Genomic DNA, 19,795 nt, shown 5'->3' with positions numbered 1-19,795 from the left:
CATGTATCACGCCGGAAACATGCCGGAAATGATCGCTTATCGGGCACCCTCCCGGGTAACTGCATCCAGAGCAAGGGGGGGGAAACATGATCAAGAAGCTGCACAAGATGGGCATCCGGTCGGATCACATGTACACCGCGGGGGCGGTGTCGGTCGGCCTGGCCGTCGCGGCCTGGCTGATGTCGAACAGCCTTGAGGCGAAAGGCATCGACCGGGCCGACCGATGGGGGATCTTCATCGGCGAGTGGGCACCCACCTTCGTCGCGCTGGGAGTGGCCCTGCGCATCGAGGAGACCCATCCCGACCTCGAAGAGCCCGGGATGAACATGTACGACAAGGCCGAGCGGCAGCGGGCCGGAGCACGCGCGGGCGCCTGACCCGCCTGACGCGCCCGTCGCGCGGGTCACGCCACGCCGCGTGACCCGCGTGCCCCGCCCAGCCCCCGCGGGCCCTGCCCGCTCAGTCCTCGCGGCCCGCCAGGCGCTGGAGCGGCTCGTCGGTCAGCCGGTATTTCAGCCACTCGTCCTGGCGCACCGCGCCGAGCTTCTCGTAGAAGCCGATGCTGGGCTCGTTCCAGTCGAGCACCGCCCATTCCAGGCGCTGGTATCCGCGCCGGTCGCAGATCGCGGCCAGCTCCCTCATGAGGGCCAGGCCGTGGCCGCCGCCGCGGTGCCGCGGGCGGACGTACAGGTCCTCCAGGTAGATGCCGTGCACGCCCCGCCAGGTGGAGAAGGTCAGGAACCACAGCGTGAACCCGACCACCTCGCCGTCCTGCTCCGCGAGGTGGGCGAAGGCGGCGGGGTGCTCGCCGAAGAGCGCCGCGCGCAGGTGCTCCTCGGTCGCGCGCACCTCGTGCGCTGCCTTCTCGTACGTGGCGAGCTCGCGGATCATGTCGAGGATCGCGGGCACGTCGTCGGGTGTGGCGGGACGAATCATGGCCAACAGCGTAGCGATGCTGTTTCACCGCAATCTGAACCCCGCCCAATGAGTCACACCTCAGGTGAGCGGGCCGCAGGCACCGACGACGAGGAAACCTGTCCATGCACGGTCCGCCTGACCTGGGCGGGACCCGCGTGCACGACCACCCGCTTCCGTCCGCGACACTGTGCGGGTATCTCTTTCGCGAACAGGAAGGTTGACTCCCCCATGGAACACCGCGTGTTGGGACGTACCGGACGCCAGGTCGGCGTGGTCGGCCTGGGCGCCTGGCAACTCGGCGCCGACTGGGGCCAGGTGAGCGAGGACGAGGCCGCCGCCACCCTCCAGGCGGCCGTGGACGCGGGCGTCACCTTCATCGACACGGCCGACGTCTACGGTGACGGGCGCAGCGAGCAGATCGTCGGCCGCTTCGCCAAGGGCCGCTCCGGCCTCACCGTGGCCACGAAGATGGGCCGCCGGGTGGCGCAGGTCCCGTCGAACTACGTGATGTCCAACTTCCGCGCCTGGAACGAGCGCTCCCGCCAGAACCTCGGCGTGGACACCATCGACCTGGTCCAGCTCCACTGCCCGCCGACGCCGGTCTTCTCGACGGACGCCGTCTTCGACGCCCTCGACACGCTCGTGGCCGAGCAGAAGATCGCCGCGTACGGGGTCAGCGTGGAGACGTGCGAGGAGGCCCTGACCGCCATCGCCCGCCCGGGGGTGGCGAGCGTGCAGATCATCCTCAACGCGTTCCGGCTCAAGCCCCTGGATCGGGTCCTCCCGGCGGCCCGCGCGGCCGGTGTGGGCATCATCGCCCGCGTCCCCCTGGCCAGCGGCCTGCTCTCCGGCCGGTACGACGAGCACACGACGTTCGCCGACGACGACCACCGCTCCTTCAACCGGAAGGGGGAGGCGTTCGACGTCGGCGAGACCTTCTCGGGCGTCGACTACGCCACCGGCCTGGAGGCGGTCCGCCGGCTGGCTCCCCTGGTGCCGGAGGGGATGACCATGCCCCAGTTCGCCCTGCGCTGGATCCTGGACCAGGAGGGCGTCTCGGTCGCCATCCCCGGCGCGCGCAACCCGTCCCAGGCCACCTCGAACGCGGCCGCGGCCGCCCTGCCCCCACTGGCCGGTGATGTCGCCGAGAAGGTGGCGGCCGTCTATGACGAGCTGATCCGCCCGCAGATCCACCACCGCTGGTAGCAGGCCGGCGGCGGCGCCGATCCCCCGTTTGCCCTGCCCGGAAACGGGCGACCGGCGCCGCCCGCCCGCCCGTCCCGCCGCCGGCCCCGCGCGATCCCGTGATCCTGCAACCGCTTGCAGCCTGTTTCCAGCCCTGACATGGCTTTCTCACCTAGATCACTGCAACTGGTTGGCATATGATCCAAACTCCCGAGCTGTAGGGAGCCGCCCATGTTAAGCCGCCGCGACGCCATGCGCGCCATGACGATGTCCGCCTCCGCCGTCCCGGTTGTCCACGCGGGAGCCGCACACGCCGTGCCCGGCCCCCCGAAGGGCGGCGATCCGAGGGCGTCACCATCGTCAACTCGCCGATGTGGGAGATCCACCCGACGCTGTCGCGGAACGTGCTCGTGCGGAACGTCACCGTCGAGTCGCACGGCCCCAACAACGACGGCTGCAACCCGGAGTCCAGCCAGATGGTGGTGATCCGCGGCTGCACGTTCGACACCGGGGACGACTGCATCGCCATCAAGTCGGGGCGCAACGCCGACGGCCGCCGGGTGAACGTGCCCAGCGAGTCCATCCTCATCGAGAACTGCACCTTCCGCGACGGGCACGGCGGCGTGACGATCGGCAGCGAGATGTCCGGCGGCGTGCGTGAGGTCTTCGTCCGCGACTGCACGATGTCCAGCCCCAACCTCGACATCGCGCTGCGGTTCAAGACGAACTCGGTGCGCGGCGGGTTCATCGAGGGCGTCTACGCCAGGGACATCGAGATCGGCCAGGTCGGCGGGCCGGTCATCGACATCAACTTCTACTACGAGGAGGGCCCCGGGCATGGTTGCTCAAGAACGTCCTGGCCAACGGCGAACCGCTGATCCTGCCCTGACCACCACCCGTCCGGTCCGATCATTGTCGCGCTGACGAGTCGCGTCCACGTGGACGCGACTCGTCACTGGGAGAGGACCGTGAGGCGACCGCCGATGAATTTCGGTCCTTCGCACCCACGGATTTCGCGGGTGCATTCGGGTGCATCGCGCCTTCCACGGGGCCCGTCGTGCTACTGATTGGGCATGGCAGGTTCGTATGGGTGACGACGAGTTCGCGACCGCCGAACGCCGGCTCCCCGGCCACCGTCGCCATCTGGTGTGGAACGCTCCAAATCTGCTGCTGGCCGCGCCGGGCTCCAGGGCTCTCCTGGCCGGCACCGCCCGGCACGCGCCCGGGTCGCGATTACCCGCGATCCCGGCCGTGTCCACGACGTTGGACGATCTGCGCGCGTGCCTGCTCGGGTCGGCCGGGCTGGCTCCCGAGGCGCTGAGGGTCATGCCCGATCCGGCCACGCCCGCCGAACTGAGCGACACCTTCGCCAGGGTGTCGAGGGAGGCCACCTCCACACTCCTGTTCTACTTCGTCGGCCACGGGCTGATCAGCGCGGGGAACGAGCTGCACCTGGCCACCCACGCCACCGTGGACCTCAGCCGCGGCGCACCCGAATACCAGGCCCTGCCGTACTCCTCCCTGCGGCAGGTGATCGGCCAGTCGCGGGCCGAGCTGGTGATCGTCGTCCTCGACTGCTGTTTCTCCGGCAGGGCCCAGGGCGGGGTGGCCCACGCCGTCGACCACGTCTTCGACAGCACGGGGGCGGGCGCGTACGTGCTCACCTCCTCCAGCCCCGACGAGGCGTCATGGGTGCTGCCGGGCGAGCGGGACACGGCCTTCTCCGGCCGGCTCATCAAGCTGCTCGCGACCGGTGACCCGGCGGGGCCGCCGTTCTTCACCCTCGACACCATCTACGGTCACCTGATCAGGACCCTGCCCGAGCAGGGGCTGCCCCGTCCGCGGCGGCAGGCGACCGACCTCGGCGACCGGCGGGCGTTCGCGCTCAACCGCGCCTATGTGCCCCCGGAGGCGCCGCCCGTCCCCTCTCCGGAGCAGGACTCCGACGAGGAGAGCCCGTATCGGGGGCTGACGGCGTTCGGGCCCGCGGACGCGGACGTGTTCTTCGGCCGCGACGAGGCGATCGCGTCGATCGCGCGGCGGGTGCGGGAGCAGTTCACGGCGGGCGGCCCGCTCGTGGTCACCGGTCCTTCGGGGTCGGGGAAGTCCTCGATCCTGCGGGCAGGCGTGATTCCGCTGCTCCGCCGCGGCGACGTCGAGGAGATCCGGTCGATCGTCCTGTCTCCGGGGGCGGATCCGCTGGGCGAGCTGGCCCGCCGGATCGGCGGCCGGGATCCGGAGGAGTTGCGGCGGCACCTCACGGAGGATCCGCGCCGGGCGTTGTCCGCGCTGCAGGGACGCTGGCACCTCGTGATCGACCAGTTCGAGGAGGTGTTCACCGCTTGTCAGGACCCGGCCGAGCGACGCCGCTTCATCGGCGTCCTCACGGAGATCTGCCGGCATCGGCCGGGTGAACCGCCGGCCGCCGCGGTGACGCTCGCCGTGCGCGCGGACTTCTTCGGGCACTGCTCCGCCTACGCACCCCTGCTGACGGCGCTGCGGCGTCCGGAGGTCGTCGGACCCATGACGGCGTCGCAGCTACGCGCGGTCATCGAGAAGCCCGCCGCGCGAGCCGGGCTGGTCGTGGAGCGCGGGCTGACCGACCTGCTATTGGAGGACCTGGGCGCCCATGAGGCGGCGGGGCAGGTCGGCAGCGTGCTCCCGCTGCTGTCGTACTCCCTGCTGGCGACCTGGCAGCGCAGGAGCGGCAAGGTGCTCACGCTGGCCGGCTACCGCGCTTCCGGCGGTGTCGCACGATCGCTGACGCAGAGCGCCGAGGAGACGCTGCTCGATCTCGGCGCCGAGGCCGAGCCCGACGTACGGCGGCTGCTGCTGCGGCTGGTGCACCTGGACCAGCGGGCCAGCGACACCAGGCGGCGGGTCCCGCTCGCCGAGCTGCTCACCGCGAGTGGTGGCGCGGGTGACGTGCTCGGACGGTTCGTACGAGCCCGCCTCATCACCGTGGACGAGGACAGCGCGGAGCTCACCCACGAGGCGCTCATCCGCGCGTGGCCGCGGCTCAGGACGTGGATCGAGACCGACAGGGCCGACCTGCTGGTCAGGCAGCGCCTGTCCGAGGACGCGAACGACTGGCAACACCACGGACGAGATTCCGCCTACCTCTACGCGGACAGCCGCCTGGAGGCCGCACGGGCGGCGACGAGCCTGTCCACCGACCTCACCTCCGCCGAACTCGCCTTTCTCGACGCATCACGTCGCCGGGTACGGCGGCGCCGCCGGCTGACGGTGGCCGCGGTGTCCACGCTGAGCGCGCTGCTGCTCGTGGCCACGTCCGCCGCCCTGTACGCCCGCGTCCAGGGCGAGGAGGCCGTCATGCAGCGCGACCGGGCGCTGGCCCGCCAGCTCGTCGACACGGTCATCTCGACCGAGGACCGCACGCTGGGCGGATACCTGGCCCTGACCAGCCATCGGCTCGCGGACCTCCCGGAGACCCGCGGGGCGCTCCTCGCCTCACGCACCTGGCAGACCGGCGCGCGGCTGCCAGGCCACTCCGGCTTCGTCAACGACGTCGCCTTCACGCCAGACGGCCGGTGGCTGGCCAGCGCCTCCGACGACCGCACGATCGGCCTGTGGGACGTGCGGGATCCGGCCCGCGCCCGGCGCGCGCGGGTCGGGAACGGCCACGACCAGGCGGTTCGCGCGCTGACGTTCCGGCCGGACGGCGGCCTGCTGGCCTCCGCCGACGCGGGCGGGTCCGTGGTGCTGTGGACGATCGGCCCGGACGCCGAGCCGCGGCGTACGGCGGCGTTCCGCGCGGGTGACAAGGGGATCAAGGCGGTGGCCTTCGATCCCCGGGGACGCCTGCTGGCGCTGGCTTCGCAGGATCACCAGGTGCGTCTGTGGGACGTCGCCGACCCGGCGCGGCCACGTCAGGTCTCGGTGCTGCGTGGCCACACCGACCAGGTGAGCGACGTGGCCTTCAGCCCCGACGGCCGCACGCTGGCCTCCGTCTCCTTCGACATCACCGCCCGCCTGTGGGACGTCTCCGATCCCGCCGACGCGCGTGCGCTGTCGCGCTTCAACGGCCACGTCAAGCCCCTGGAGGCCGTGGTCTTCGCCCCGGACGGCCGCACGCTCGCCACCGGCGCCGATGACGGGCAGGTGGTGATGTGGGACGTCCGCGACGGCACGCGCCCACGCAAGACGGTCACGCTCGCCGACGCGGGCGGCACCATCTTCGACCTCGCCTTCGGCGACGGCGGCCGCACCATGTACGGCTCGTCGTACGACTCCACCACCTGGGTCTGGCGGATCGACGACAGCGGGACCCCGGTGCTCGACGCGGGCCTGTCCGGGCACACGAGCTCCGTCATGGCCGTGGCCACGCGGAAGGACGGGCTCGTGGCGACCGCGTCGGGCGACATGACGGTACGGCTGTGGCGGCCGGGCACCGCAGGCGACACGCCCCGGCTGCCGCGGCTGCTGTCCCACCGGGCCGTGATCGAGGACCTCACCCTCAGCCCCGACGGGCGTACGATGCTGGACGCGTCGGACGACGGCACGGCCCGGCTCTGGAACGTGAGCGACCCCTGGCACCCCCGGCCCCTGGGAACGCTGACCGGCCACCAGAACTGGATCGTCAAGGCCGCCTTCCACCCCGGCGGCAGGCTCGCGGCCACGGCCTCCTGGGACACGACCGTCAGGCTGTGGGATGTGGCCGACCCCCTCCGCCCCGCGGCGCTCGCCACGCTCAGCCCCGGGACGCAGAACGCCTTCTCCGTCCTGTTCACCAAGGACGGCCGGCACCTGGTCACGGGTGTGCAGGATCCCACCGTCGTCTTCTGGAACATCGAGGATCCCAAGCGGCCCAAGCGGGTCGCCGCTGTGACGGAGCTGCCGGAGAAGGTGATGGACATGGCGCTGAGCCCGGACGGCACCGTGCTGGCCATGGCGACCACGGACAACCAAACCTACCTCTACGACGTCCACGACGTCCGGCGGCCGGTGCGCGTGGGAACCCTCGCCGGCCACACGAGCGCCGTCAACCGGGTGAGGTTCACCCCGGACGGTCGCACGGTGGTCACGGCCGGGGACACGACCGCCCGCCTCTGGGACGTGTCCACCCCCGCGCGTCCGCGGCCGCTCGCCGTGATGTCCGGGCACACGGCGCCCGTCATCGGCCTGGCCGTGTCGGACGACGGCCGGACGGCGGCCACCGCGGGGCTGGACAACACCCTGCGATTCTGGGACATCTCCGATCCCGCACGCCCCCGGGCGACCATAGTGGCCAAACGCGGGCAGGACACGCCGACCGCTCTCGTCTTCACCCGGGACGGGATGCTGCTCGAGGGCGTGGGCGGCGGCCAGGTGCAGAGCTGGAACACCGACGTGAACCGAGCCGTCCGCTACATCTGTGGCGTCGGCGGCGCGCTCATGAGTGAGAAGGAATGGCGGCAGCACATCCCGGACCTCCCCTACGACCCACCCTGCCGATGAGCGAGGAGCCCCATGGACGACGCGATCGCGATCCTGCGCGCCGAGACTCCCGACCAGCTACGTGACCTCTACACCTGGCTGAGCAGCGAGCCCGAGCTGCGCGGCCGGGTCAGCCTGGTGGACGCCGATCCACCGCCCGGCGCGCTCGGCGGGGTCGTCGACTCGGTCCAGGTCCTGCTGGGCGCGCCGGTGGCGGTCGTGGCGGGAGCCGTGGTGACCTGGTTGCGTTACAGGACCAGCGACCTGCGCATCAAGGTCAGGGCGACGCGATCCGCGACCGAGATGGAGCTGAACGCCCGCCGGCTGTCCTCGCTCGACGCCGCCGGCATCCGGACGCTGACCGAGCAGCTCGCCCAGGCCATGGCCGAGGAAACCCGTCCCCGGCACAGCAAGTAACGGCCTACCGGGTGTGCCGGCTCGCTCGGGCCGCCCTGAACAGGAGCCCTGTGCCGCACCGGCGACACGAGCACGACCAGCGCCGCACCGGCCAGGCGGTGACGGAGGCGCCCAGCCCAGATCATCAGCCCCGCCGGGCTCGGTGCCCGGGTCACCCGCCTTCCAGGCAGGCGGCCCGGCACCCGGATCCGGCAGGATCTCAGCGGCTCGTCGTCAGCGGCGCTCCGGGTCGAGCGTCTGGGTGAAGAGCGCCTTGCCCTCGACGTCCTTGAGGGTGACGGTCAGCCGCTTCGTCCGCGGGTCGATGTCGACCTGGCCGAAGAACTGGTAACCCTCCAGCGGCGAGGCGGAGGCCCGCGACGGCACGGCCTGGAAGACGGCCTCCGGGCCGAAGGTCGCGTCGAGCGCGTTGGGGCCGAAGGCGCCGGCGTTGAGCGGACCGGAGACGAACTCCCAGAACGGGTCGAAGTCCTGGTACGCCGCCCGGTCGGGGTGGTAGTGGTGCGCGGCGGTGTAGTGCACGTCGGCGGTGAGCCAGACGTGGTTGCGGATGCCGAGGCGCTTGATCTGCGTCAGCAGGTGGGCGATGTCGAGCTCGCGCCCCAGCGGCGCACCCGGGTCACCGTTGGACGACGACTCCTGGTTGGTGCCGTCGGGCACGACGAGGCCGATCGGCAGGTCGTTGGCGATCACCTTCCAGGTCGCCTTCGACGCCTTGAGCTCGCGCAGCAGCCACGCGGTCTGCTCCTTGCCGAGCAGGCCGCCGTCGGCGACGTTCTCCAGGCCGGTGGTGTTCGCGTCCTTGTAGGTACGCATGTCGAGGATGAACAGATCCATCAGCGGCCCGTACGACAGCTTGCGGTAGACGCGGCCGCCCCTGTCCGGCGAGACCGGCGAGACCGGGATGTACTCGTGGAACGCCTGGCGGGCGCGAACCGCCAGGTCGTCCACGCGCGTGCCGTCGGGGAACCCGGGACGGCCGGCCAGGACCTGACCGGGGTACCAGTTGTTGATGACCTCGTGGTCGTCCCACTGGGCGACGATCGCGGTCTCGGCGAGGAAGGCGCGCCAGTTGTCGGCGAGCAGGTTGTACTTGTACTGGCCGCGGTACTGGTCGAGCGTCTGCGCGACCGCGGTCTTCTCCTCGATCACCAGGTTGCGCCAGATCCGGCCGTCGGGCAGGGTCACGGTCTCGGTGATCGGGCCGTCGGCGTACACGTTGTCGCCGGAGGAGAGGAAGAAGTCGGCGTCCGCCGCGCGCATCGCGTCGGCGATCCTGAACCCGCCCAGGTCGGGGTTGACGCCCCAGCCCTGGCCGGAGATGTCGCCGGACCAGATGAAGCGGATCGGGCGGCGGCCGTCGTGCCGGCCCAGGCCCGCGCGGAAGCGGCCGACGAGCGGCTCGCTGCTGCGGTGGTGGTCGTGCTGGTCGACCGCGGTGACCCGGTAGTAGAGGTCGGTGGCCGTCGGCAGTCCGCGTACGTTGATCTGGCCGGTCAGGTCCGAGGCGGGGGTGACGGTCGGGCCGGCGACGCTGCGCAGGATCCGGCCGAAGGAGGGGTCCGTCGCGATCTCCACCCGCAGCCGGGCCGGCCGGTTGACGCGGGTCCACAGGGAGACGGACCCGTCGACGGCGTCACCGGCCTGGATGCCGTGGGTGAGGACGGGCCGGTCGGAGACGACGTGCCCGGGGCCACGGCGGGCCGAGCGGGCGAGAGCAGGAGAACCGAGCGCGGGGGCGAGAGCGAGCCCGACTCCGATGGCGGTCGTGCCCCGGAGCAGCGTACGGCGGTTGAGCGCAGTCATGCGCTGAGCCTGGTGCGATCCGGACAACAACGGGTAAAGGGCCGGGAACCGGGCGCTGAACCCGCAGCGATCACCGGGTAGGAGGTCCTTCAAGCGATCTTGCCGGTGGCGGCGTTCACGCTTCCCGCTCATGAGCGACGACGAGACCCGCACCGTACGCCTGACAGTTAGTAGCGATCACGTGCCGCGCCACACCCGACTATCCGCCAAGTCAGGAAATATCACCACGAAGCCCGTGCCACAGGTGGGCACCGGAGGCTTGCCCACGGAAACCGTTACCCGGCAGGACGCCCACCGATCTTCGGCAGAATGCCCACCAACACTGCGGCAGAACGCCCATATAACCTCCGGCAGAACGCCCACCTAGGCGACTTGAACTGCGATAACCTATGCAATCGTGACGCCGACTCCTCTCTACCCGCGCCGCACCCAGACCATGACGCTCGAAGCACTGGCGGACACCCGCGTAGTCGTCGTGAACGGTGCCCGGCAAGTCGGCAAGAGCACTCTGGCGGGCTTGATCGCCGACCAGACGGACAACGCTCGTCAGCTCTACCTGGACGATCCGGCGATCTTGTCCGCGGCCGGGGAGGATCCTGTCGCCTTCGTTCGGCATGACGGACTTCTACTGATCGATGAGATACAGCGTGCCCCTCAGCTACTCCTGCCGATCAAGCACGAGGTCGACAGGGATCCGCGTGCGGGTCGATACCTCCTCACCGGTTCCGCCCGCCTGCTGGGGCTACGCGATCTTCCAGACGCCCTGCCGGGCCGAACGGAGACCATCGAGCTGTGGCCGCTTTCCCAGGGGGAGATCGACGGCACTCCCGACGGATTCGTGGATCACGTCTTCACGCGGGATCTCGACGCCACCATGCCATCCAGTCCCCTCCGCAAGCATGACTACGTCGACAGAGCATTGCGCGGCGGCTATCCGGAGGCGGCTCGACGGGACCCGGGACGCAGGCGGGACAGGTTCTTCGACTCGTACATCACCGACCTGATAACACGGGACGTGCGCCAGATCTCCGACATCGAACGCCCGGCTGAGATGCGCAGGCTTCTGCGCGTCATCGCCGCCCGCATGGGCGGATTGGCCGTGGTCCAGTCAATCGCCGGCGACGTGGGCCTCCCCCGGATGACACTCGCCCGCTACCTGGACCTTCTGGAGCTGGTCTTCGTCATCAAGCGGATACCGGCCTGGTCCTCGAGTCTCACCCACCGCGCCATCTCCACCCCCAAACTGATCGTCACGGACAGCGGGCTGGGCGGCCGCCTGATCGGCATGTCATCCCAACGTGCCAGGGATGTCACGGCCCCCATCGGACCCCTGCTCGAAAACTTCGCGACCGGCGAGATAGCACGTCAACTCACCTGGGCCAACGAGCCCGTCCAACTGTTCCACTACCGAGACCGCGACAAGGTCGAGGTCGACATCGTCTTGGAGCACGCGTCCGGTGAAGTGATCGGGATCAAGATAAAGGCCGCAGAAACCGTACGAAGCGACGATTTTCGCGGCCTGCGCCACCTGGCCGACCGGCTGGGCACACGATTCCGCGCCGGGTTCGTCCTCTACACCGGTGAACAGCCCCTGGCTTTCGGCAAAAGGCTCCGGGCACTCCCCATGGCATCCCTGTGGACGCTGGGGACGGATCAGCAAGCCAACTGAGCATCGTTGATCGCACGAAGAATCACCGGCCATGTGGGCACGAGTGTGACGACGTTCACGACGCCCCCGCAGGAATGGGGCGGTGCTGGGTTCGAACCAGTTGATGAGGCGGCGAAGCACCCTGGCGACGGCTCAGCATCCTGTGCTCGGTTGCTTCGACCGAACCGGCCGGGGGTCGACGCCCTGCCTTCGGAGAGGACTGGACCTCGCGGAACGGAACTCGGCCATCGAGCCCGGTAGAACCGGCAACCGGCGCCTTACGAGCTGATCGGCGAAAGGGCGGCAGCCGCGGAACGTCCCGTCCTGCGGCTGCCTGGTGTCGCACCGGACTGACGACGGATCAGTCGGCCGTGGTGTCCCAGCCATAGTCGGGAAGGTCGAAGAAGTCGTCACCGTCCAGAGTGTCGGCGCTGCCGGTGGCCAGTCCGTTCATCAGAGACTCGATCCCGGTGCGCACGGCGTTGACGAACATGCCCTTGTGCTTCTGGCCCAGATCGTCCTGCTGGCCGCGTACTTCGAAAAGGACGGTGCCGGTGCCGTTCATGGCGAACGCCGATCGGCCCTGGCCGGCGTACTCGCGGGTGTCCGGGTGGAAGTAGCGGCCGACGGCTGCGAGCGGCGACTGAGCGCCATACCTGGCGATAAGTCCGTTGTAGACAGAAAGCGCGTAACGGCGGGATTTGTCCTGATCGAGAGCCGGCCATTCCGCCTTGTAGGCGGCACCGTCCTGCACGCCGAGGGGCGGGTAGTCCAGCGAGAAGGTGATGAGGTCGCCGTCCTGGGGTCCGCCGGTGAGACGATCGCACGGTCCCATGTGGTGCAGGTCGATGTAGGCGTCCACGGCGCCCTTCTCCTGGCGCAGGCCGACGTACACGTCTCGGATCGCACGCGACTCCCGAGCCAGGAAGAATCCCGCGTCGGTGTCCTCGCCGGGCAGGTCCGCGGCCCGCGGCACGTAGTCGAGGTCGGGGTTGAAGTCCCGGTTGAGGTCGTAGCCCGGGAGATCGACGCCATCCCCGCGCAGGCTGTGGTACCAGGCCTCGGGTGCGCCTTGCAGTTGCGGGAACGCGGCCACCGTGTCGGCCCACGACAGCACGTTGATGCGCCGGTTCAGCTCTCCGCCGTCGGGGTTGACCATCGGCATCGCGACCAGCGTGATGTCCTCAAGCAGCCGCGTCGTCCGCGCGTCGCCGCCGCTGCCGAGATCCTTGAGGATCGCCAGCAGTGCCTCGGTACCGGTGCGCTCGTTGCCGTGGATGGCCGATGTGACCAGCAGAACACGGTCACCGGTCCCCACGCGGGCCGCCCACAGCGGCCGGCCTTGTGAGGAATGGCCGACGATCTCCACGTCGACACGTCCGCCGCTGGTCCGCTCGATCTGCGCCAGCGCGTCCCCTACCTGCTGGTGGCTGGACCAGCCCGACCAGGAGGGATCCTCCTGGATCTGGCAGTTTCCCGGCCCTTCCCCGTCCAGCGCTCGCGCGGGCGAGGCGGCGACGATCGACGCCGTCAAAGCCATCGCTATTGCGGCGGCGACCATGCCCGTCCGGCCATTGAAGTATCTCGGCGCCGGGCTTTCCGCGTTCTCCTCGGCTTTTCCTGGATGCCTTTTGCGCAGATGCACTACTGCTCCTCGCATTAATTAGCCGTCCGCCAGGACCTGCCGACACCCCTGGCGGAAAGTTACCGATGACGTTTCCACGGCGACCCGCCCGGAACAAGACCCGGAATGCTGTCAGTTTCCTGAGTGTTCGGTGGGTCTCGGCGCTGCACGGTGCCCGCGACCGGTCGCCGATTACGAGGCGCCGCTGAGGGGAGACCACCGCGGAAGCCTCCGCCGGCGCGGCGCCACGGCCCGCAATGACCTATATCACCTGGGCTGATGTCCCGCGGCACATCCCCGAGGCGCCCAATGAAGATGACGGCGTGATGCCGCGTGAAGACAGACCGTGACACTTGTCAGACTCGTTTTGGTTTGTTACAAGAGTCATTGCGACCCGCGCCGGTCGTGTTGTTGCGGGCACGAAGGAAGGACGATTCATTCCGCCCTGCCTTACCAGGGCGACCCCGACGCCCACGTCCCCATCCGGTTCATATCCATTCGGCTGTCACCGGCCACGGCAGCGGCGCGAGGAGCAGGAACCATTCGTTCACCAACCCCTTTCCGTCCTTCGTGAGGGCGTTTTCCAATTGGCGCAGCGCATCGGGAACCGGGCTTTCTCGTGCGCCGGTACATCGCAATCCCAAGTGGTGGTGGAGTACGCCCATGAAATGGTTCCGCCGCCGCTGACGTACACCGAGAAGGAGACTGTTTTGTTCACAAGACGACGGTCAGCCGTGGTTCTGGCCACCATCATGGGCCTCACGATCTGGGGAGCGGCCACGGCGTCGGCTGCTCCCACGAAGCCGGGTGGCCCCTGGGTCCAGGACGCGCAGCAGGTCTCTCTCCAGCGACTGCACACCTACGACGAGCTCACCACCGCGCTGCAGCGCCTGGAGCAGCGCTCCAACGGCGCGATCGACGTGGAGTCGATCGGCAGGACGCACGAGGGCCGCGACATTTGGACCGCGACGGTCGGCACCGGACCGACCAAGGTTCTCTACATCACGCAGCAGCACGGCAACGAACCACTGGGTACGGAGGCGGCGCTGCAACTCCTGCAGCGCCTCGGCACCGCACAGGCCACGTGGGCCACTGACGTGCTCGACGACGTGACGCTTCGGATCGTCGTGCGCGCCAACCCCGACGGCACCGAACGGTTCCAGCGGCAGAACGTCGACCCGGACTGCTCCGGCGCCTTCTGCCGGGCCGGAGTGGGATTCGACATCAACCGCTACCACGACCCCGCGATGTCCCCCGAGGCCAACCCGGTGCCGGAGTCGGCCGCGATCCAGCGGATGGTGCGCTCGTGGCGGCCGGACATCACCGTCGACTACCACCACCAGGGCAGCTACCGCCAGCCGGACGGTTCCATGGACACCACGTCGATCCTGTGGCCCACCAACCCCGGAGTGGCACCGCAGGTCGTCGCGGACAGCAAGCGGGTCGCCGCCCTGGTGTACACCTCGCTGGAAGAGTACGGCTTCGCCAACGTCAGCCTCTACCCGGGCGACTCCCTCCCGGGCATCGCGCGTAACTCCTTCGGCCTGCAAGGCAGCGCGAGCCTGCTGGTCGAGCTGCGTGGTGACCTCGGCCAGAAGTCCGGCGGCTACCTGATCCGCACCGCCTACGCCTCCATGGCCGCGCTGCTTCAGGCCACCGCCGACGGCAGCCTCGCCGCCGTCGACCCGGCGCTGGCCGACACCATCCCGGAACGTGGCGAGCCGATCGACCAGGACGACGAGGAGTGACGAACGCCATGACGAGAAGGAACCGAACCACCTACGGTGCCGCGCCGAAGCTGGCCGGAGCGGGCCTGGCAGTGGCGGCCCTGCTGGTCGCGTCCCTGCCGGTCGCGACGCCCGCGGCCGCCCAGCCCGCGAACGCCCACTGCGGCACGTCCACCGGGGACACCGGCTCGTCCTCGTGGACCAGCCACGCCGAGCTGGGCCAGGAGTTGCGGCGCCTCCAGACGCAGCGCTCCGGCGTTCTCGACGTGACGCGGATCGGCACGTCGAACCGGGGGCGGGAGATCTGGGCCGCACGGACCGGTACCGGCCCCAAGGTCGTGCTGGTCACCAGTGAGATCCACGGCAATGAGAAGACCGGCACCGACGCCGTGCTTGCCCTGCTGCGCGACATGACGGCCAGTACACCGGCGGCCGAGCGCCTGCGCTCGCTGGTCACGCTGGTCGCGGTGCCCAAGATGAACCCGGACGCGGCGGAACTCGACCGGCGTGGCAACGACCGTACCTGGGCCGAGGTCGTCGCGGACTTCCCGCAGCTCGCCGGGGCGCAGCCGGCATGGAACTACTACGACCAGCCACGGACGGGAGACGACTACGCGACCCGCCCGGGCTTCGACGTCAACCGGGACTACCACCCGGACCTGAACTACGTTCCGCGAGCCGAGGACTTCCCCGGCTCCTCCTCCGAGGCCGGCTGGTACGTCCATCCGGAGTCGCAGGCCATCAGGGACCTGTACAAGTCGCTGAAGGCGGAGTTCGGCGCCGTGGACACCTACGTCGATCTGCACCACCAGGGCCCCTGCGACCTGGACGAGAGCGGTGAGAACCAGGTGACCATGTCGCTGTCGGGCAAGTTCGTCGACGTGGAGAACCACCAGGAGTACAACAGGGGCTACCGGCTCGACTACTCCAAGCGGCTGACCCTGGCGGCGTACGACGGCCTGTCGGTCCGCGGCCAGTCGCCGTTCGGATCGTTGACCCTCTACCCGCAGGACATCGACCTGCCCGGTACCGGGCTCGGCTCCTTCGCGCTCAACGGCTCTGGCACCGTGCTGTTCGAGGTACGAGGACAGACCCAGACCTGGGGCGCCAAGCAGCGCGGCCAGCTGATCCAGACAGTCGAGAAGGGACTGGACGCCATCATCGAGGCCGTGGGCACCGGTGCGGTGAACCAGATCGACCCCACCCGGTACGACGACATCCCGGAGACCCAGTAGCCGGGTAGCGAGCGGCGCCGCGTGAACCGGGTGGACGCCGCGTGGACGCCGCATGGACGCCGCATGGACGCCGCATGGACGCCGCATGGACGCCGCATGGACAAGGTCCCCGTGTCGCGGTGGCCGGTCGAGCGTCGGGCCTCCGGCGATTGTCGGGGCCCGACGCTCGACGACCGGGCGGCCTTGGCCAACGGCCGTCAACGGGCTCTGCCGCCACCCACCGCGCGCGAGGCCGTGGGTATCTCTGATGATGCTGCGGTGATGTCCATTTTGCGCAGCTGCCCGGGTGGGATGTCCGGCCGCTGGGCGGGGGGTTCGTCCCTGGGCCCGTGTGCTGACCCGGCTGCTTGCCCGGGTGGCTCTCTGGTCTGGCCGGGTGGGGTGCGCCGAGGGGTCGCTTCCCGTGACGGGCTCGGCCGTGGGGGTCGTGCCGCGGTCTTGGTGGGCCGGATGGCGGGTGTCGTCGCTCCAGGGAGCCCGTCGAACGCGGCCGCGGCGGTCGGCTGATGCCGTGGAGGTGTGATCCGGGTGGTCGCGGGCGGCATGGTGCGGGTTCGGCGGGTGATGAGCGTCGGTCGTGGGCGTCTCGTCGGCGTGGTGGTGGAGGTACTGGCTGGGCGCGAAGGTGTGGCGCTCTGAACCGGGGTGGCGCTCCGGACCGGTGCGGCGCTCCGGACCGGTGCGGCGCTCCGGACCGGTGCGGCGGCGGGATATCTGGAGAGTGCCGCCGGAGAGGATGTGGTGTGGTCGTTCTCGGGGACAGGCAGCTCGTCGAGGGTGGGAGAGCCGGCGGGGACGCCGATCAAGAGGGCGGCGAGGACGAGGTGGAGGACCCCGACCAAGAGCGTGGAGATCCGTAACGACTGGTGGCGGCGGTGACGCCGCCGGGTGGTCGCATCATCGCGGCTGGTCATCACTGCGCGAGAGTCGCTGCTGCGGCCATGTGCTGTCCTTCCGAGGTGCAATGGGCAAGGCAAACCTTTTCGATCTAGACATGGATGATTCCGGCGGTCAAGACCGCTTGTGAAGATCGATCGCCGCAGGCCCGGAGGGGACCCTTGCCGCAGGTCAGCAAGGTGTTCAAGGCTTGACCCGCTGTTGGCCGAGCTCGTCCGGCTGTGGGCCCTCGCAGATCAACGGCCGGGCGTTCTGCCAGGGCCCCGACGGGGTGCTCGCCGGCGACCAGTCAGCCTATTGTCACAGCGAAGTAACTCGGCTACGCCTCCAGCCGTGGCCGGGCCGTCCTGGGTGGTCCTGACCTTCACCGGGTCGTGGAGTGCGCGGAGCACGACGGAGATAGTAATTTTCCGGCATGCCTACATTACGTGATGCCCCCCGCGTGGGCGTCTTGACGCGTAAAGCCCTTTCCTTGGCCCTCGCCGGCACCGTCGCCGCCGCAGCCCCGGTCGGACTCGCCCCGTCCATCGCACACGCGTCGAACACGTCGGCCAATGCCGTCATCACCTGGGACGGATACGCCCAGACAGCGATCTGGGACATCGCCGGCCAGCCGCCGCAGGTCCAAGCGCGCAGTTTCGCGATGGTGCACGGCGCCATCTACGACGCCGTGAACGCGATCGCCGGCACGCCGTACCAGCCGTACCTGAACGCACCTCCCGCCAACGGGACCGAGTCGACGAGCGCGGCCGTCGCGGCCGCGGGCCATCTTGTGCTGAACGCGCTGTTCCCGGCTCAGCAGGAGAGGCTGAGAACGCAGTACGAGGAGGCGCTGGCCCGGATTCCCGCCGGCACCGCCAAGCAGCGCGGCATCACCGTGGGCACCCAGGCCGCAGCCGCGATGATCGCCGCTCGGCAGGGCGATGGCGCTTTCGGCAACCAGACCTGGTCCGTGGGCACCCAGCCCGGCCAGTGGCGGCCGACGCCACCCGCGTTCTCCGTTGACGGGGCATGGGTCGCCCACCTCAAACCGTTCCTCATCCCCAGCGCGTCCATGTTCCGCACGTCCGGCCCGCCGGCACTCACCAGCCGCCGGTACGCCCGGGATCTCAACGAGGTCAAGGCGATCGGCTCGGCGACCAGCACGGTGAGGACGGCCGATCAGACGCAGGCCGCGATCTGGTGGCATGACCGGCATCTGACCGAATGGGAGATCAAGCGCCAGCTTGCCACCAGGCAGAGACTGAATACGCTGCAGTCTGCGCGCATGTTCGCGATGGTAGACATGGCCGAGGCCGACGCCACGATCGCCTGCTACAACGAGAAGGCGGCGTGGAATTTCTGGCGGCCGATCACCGCGGTCCAACTGGCCGACACCGACGGCAACCCGGCCACCACAGGAGATCCCGACTGGACGCCCCTGCTGGTCACGCCGCCGCACCCCGACTTCACGTCCGGACATTCCTGCTTCACGGCGGCGAACATGTCGGCGCTGACGCATTTCTTCGGCCGGGACGACATCTCCTTCAGCGGGTACAGCGCCGACTCCGGTACCACCAGGTATTTCCGCAGCTTCTCGCAGGCGCTGGCCGAGGTCATCGAAGCCCGCATCTGGGGCGGAATTCACACGCGTACGGCCGACGTGGAGGGCGCGAAGATCGGTGAGAAGGTGACCTCCTACATGGTCACGCACTACTTCAAACGAAGGACGTAGGCGCTCACCGGGCTGGATCCGGTATGACGGGCGAGCTTGCCGCGGTGCCACCGCGGTCGGCGATCGTCGTCCCGGGCACCAGAGCAAGTGGCGGGAAGAGAGCGGCTCCTGGCCGGGTTTGCCGTGCTCACCCTGCGGGAGCCGGCCGTGGTGTCGCTTGCACTGTGACTCCTCGCAAACGGGGTGGCTTCTCGCCACGCCGCGCCGGCGTCGCGGAGGACCAGCCCGGCCCGCTTGACGCAGCACCATCGCGACCCTCTGGCCCCCGGCACCAGCAACGGTCACCCCGGGCAGTCGACCAACGGTTAAGGACACGTGGAGCGCCCGATGAGGCCGCCGGGCGATCACCTCGGCAGACTCCCTGTCGTGGCACCTGCTGTCCAACCCCGACGCCCGCTTCCACGGCCTGGGTGCCGACTTCTACGACACCCGCATCAAGCCTGACCGCAAGAAAGGCACCCACGTCCGCCAACTCGAAGCCCTCGGCTACCGCGTGATCCTCGAACCAGCCGCCTGACCAAGTACGCCAATCAACAACCCTGACCCACCACTGCGGACAGGCTTTCGCTGCCGCCTGCCCCGTCACTGTCCGATTTTCGGATTTGTGACGTCGGCGGCGCCGGATGGGGAACGCCTCGGCATCACGTGATCGGGAACTCGTACGCGATGCTCGGACAGTCTGGTCCGGGTGCCGGGCTCTCTCGGTGGCGACGCGTCTGGAGGGGCCGAATCGTAACAGCGAAATGTAACCAGAACACGAGTAAATGTAACTGGCACATGGTTACATTTATCTATGAGCCAGAGCGTGAACGAGTTGGTCGCACGTCTCCGCACGGCCGGAGGCGACTACGACGATGTCGAGGTCAAGTCGGCGGCAGGAGGGCTGCCGCAGTCACTCGCCTCGACTCTGAGCGCGCTGGCAAACCATCCAGGCGGCGGGACGATCATCCTCGGCCTCGACGAGGCCACCGGCTTTCGTCCGGTACAGCTTTCAGATCCACAAGCTCTCTGAGCTGCCCCGGGTTGGTTGGAGGCTCCCAAGACTGGAAGGCTGGGAGTCGTGCCCGCACCGAGGAAGTATCCCCCAGAGCTGCGTGATCGCGCCGTCAAGATGGTATTCGACCTGCGTGAGGAGACCGGAGGCAAGGCCGGGGCGATCGCCCGGGTGGCCGACCGGCTTGGCGTGCA

At 69.4% G+C, this 19,795-nt stretch carries 14 protein-coding genes; 10 read left to right on the top strand and 4 right to left on the bottom strand.

The window, feature by feature from the left end:
- The first annotated feature begins 86 nt into the window (after positions 1–86).
- Positions 87–377 carry a hypothetical protein gene (locus tag ABGB18_RS08860; protein ID WP_347694904.1) on the top strand — a complete coding sequence of 97 codons (291 nt, stop codon included), beginning with the start codon at positions 87–89 and terminating at the stop codon, positions 375–377.
- Positions 378–459: 82 nt separating this feature from the next.
- On the opposite strand, the gene ABGB18_RS08855 is transcribed toward ABGB18_RS08860, so the two are convergent.
- A complete protein-coding gene (locus ABGB18_RS08855; RefSeq protein WP_347694903.1) occupies positions 460–936 on the bottom strand; it encodes a GNAT family N-acetyltransferase in 477 nt (158 codons plus the stop codon).
- A gap of 210 nt (positions 937–1,146) precedes the next feature.
- Here ABGB18_RS08855 and ABGB18_RS08850 point away from each other — a divergent pair, with 210 nt between their 5' ends.
- From ABGB18_RS08850 to ABGB18_RS08835, 4 genes are all read left to right on the top strand, one after another.
- Entirely contained in the window at positions 1,147–2,124 is a 978-nt protein-coding gene (locus ABGB18_RS08850; protein ID WP_347694902.1) for an aldo/keto reductase, read from the top strand.
- A 335-nt stretch (positions 2,125–2,459) separates the two neighbouring features.
- Positions 2,460–2,981: a glycosyl hydrolase family 28 protein gene (locus ABGB18_RS08845; protein ID WP_347695317.1), complete on the top strand. Its 522-nt coding sequence runs from the start codon at positions 2,460–2,462 to the stop codon at positions 2,979–2,981.
- A 208-nt stretch (positions 2,982–3,189) separates the two neighbouring features.
- The gene (locus ABGB18_RS08840) at positions 3,190–7,560 is read left to right on the top strand and encodes a hypothetical protein (protein WP_347694901.1); all 4,371 of its coding nucleotides are present in this window, start codon (positions 3,190–3,192) and stop codon (positions 7,558–7,560) included.
- 12 nt (positions 7,561–7,572) lie between these two features.
- Positions 7,573–7,956: a hypothetical protein gene (locus tag ABGB18_RS08835; RefSeq protein ID WP_347694900.1), complete on the top strand. Its 384-nt coding sequence runs from the start codon at positions 7,573–7,575 to the stop codon at positions 7,954–7,956.
- Positions 7,957–8,169: 213 nt separating this feature from the next.
- On the opposite strand, the gene ABGB18_RS08830 is transcribed toward ABGB18_RS08835, so the two are convergent.
- On the bottom strand, positions 8,170–9,762 hold the full coding sequence (locus tag ABGB18_RS08830; RefSeq protein ID WP_347694899.1) for an alkaline phosphatase D family protein: 1,593 nt from the start codon (positions 9,760–9,762) through the stop codon (positions 8,170–8,172).
- A gap of 397 nt (positions 9,763–10,159) precedes the next feature.
- On the opposite strand from ABGB18_RS08830, the gene ABGB18_RS08825 reads away from it, so the two are divergent.
- On the top strand, positions 10,160–11,431 hold the full coding sequence (locus ABGB18_RS08825; protein WP_347694898.1) for an ATP-binding protein: 1,272 nt from the start codon (positions 10,160–10,162) through the stop codon (positions 11,429–11,431).
- A gap of 340 nt (positions 11,432–11,771) precedes the next feature.
- Here ABGB18_RS08825 and ABGB18_RS08820 read toward each other — a convergent pair whose 3' ends face one another.
- Complete coding sequence (locus tag ABGB18_RS08820; protein WP_347694897.1) at positions 11,772–13,055, bottom strand: M14 family zinc carboxypeptidase; 1,284 nt, start codon at positions 13,053–13,055, stop codon at positions 11,772–11,774.
- A 467-nt stretch (positions 13,056–13,522) separates the two neighbouring features.
- Entirely contained in the window at positions 13,523–13,699 is a 177-nt protein-coding gene (locus tag ABGB18_RS08815; RefSeq protein WP_347694896.1) for a hypothetical protein, read from the bottom strand.
- A gap of 45 nt (positions 13,700–13,744) precedes the next feature.
- Here ABGB18_RS08815 and ABGB18_RS08810 point away from each other — a divergent pair, with 45 nt between their 5' ends.
- The 4 genes from ABGB18_RS08810 (at position 13,745) to ABGB18_RS08795 (ending at position 19,619) form a co-directional block, all read left to right on the top strand.
- The gene (locus ABGB18_RS08810; protein ID WP_347694895.1) at positions 13,745–14,782 is read left to right on the top strand and encodes a M14 family zinc carboxypeptidase; all 1,038 of its coding nucleotides are present in this window, start codon (positions 13,745–13,747) and stop codon (positions 14,780–14,782) included.
- A gap of 8 nt (positions 14,783–14,790) precedes the next feature.
- Entirely contained in the window at positions 14,791–15,996 is a 1,206-nt protein-coding gene (locus tag ABGB18_RS08805; RefSeq protein ID WP_347694894.1) for a M14 family zinc carboxypeptidase, read from the top strand.
- 1,369 nt (positions 15,997–17,365) lie between these two features.
- The gene (locus ABGB18_RS08800; RefSeq protein WP_347694893.1) at positions 17,366–18,607 is read left to right on the top strand and encodes a hypothetical protein; all 1,242 of its coding nucleotides are present in this window, start codon (positions 17,366–17,368) and stop codon (positions 18,605–18,607) included.
- 805 nt (positions 18,608–19,412) lie between these two features.
- A complete protein-coding gene (locus tag ABGB18_RS08795; RefSeq protein WP_347694892.1) occupies positions 19,413–19,619 on the top strand; it encodes a hypothetical protein in 207 nt (68 codons plus the stop codon).
- The last annotated feature ends 176 nt before the right edge of the window (positions 19,620–19,795 follow it).

It is taken from the genome of Nonomuraea sp. B12E4 (genome assembly GCF_039871825.1).
GTDB lineage: Bacteria > Actinomycetota > Actinomycetes > Streptosporangiales > Streptosporangiaceae > Nonomuraea.
The sequence above is the reverse complement of the archived record's forward strand: the minus strand, read 5'-3'. Positions and strand labels throughout refer to the sequence as shown.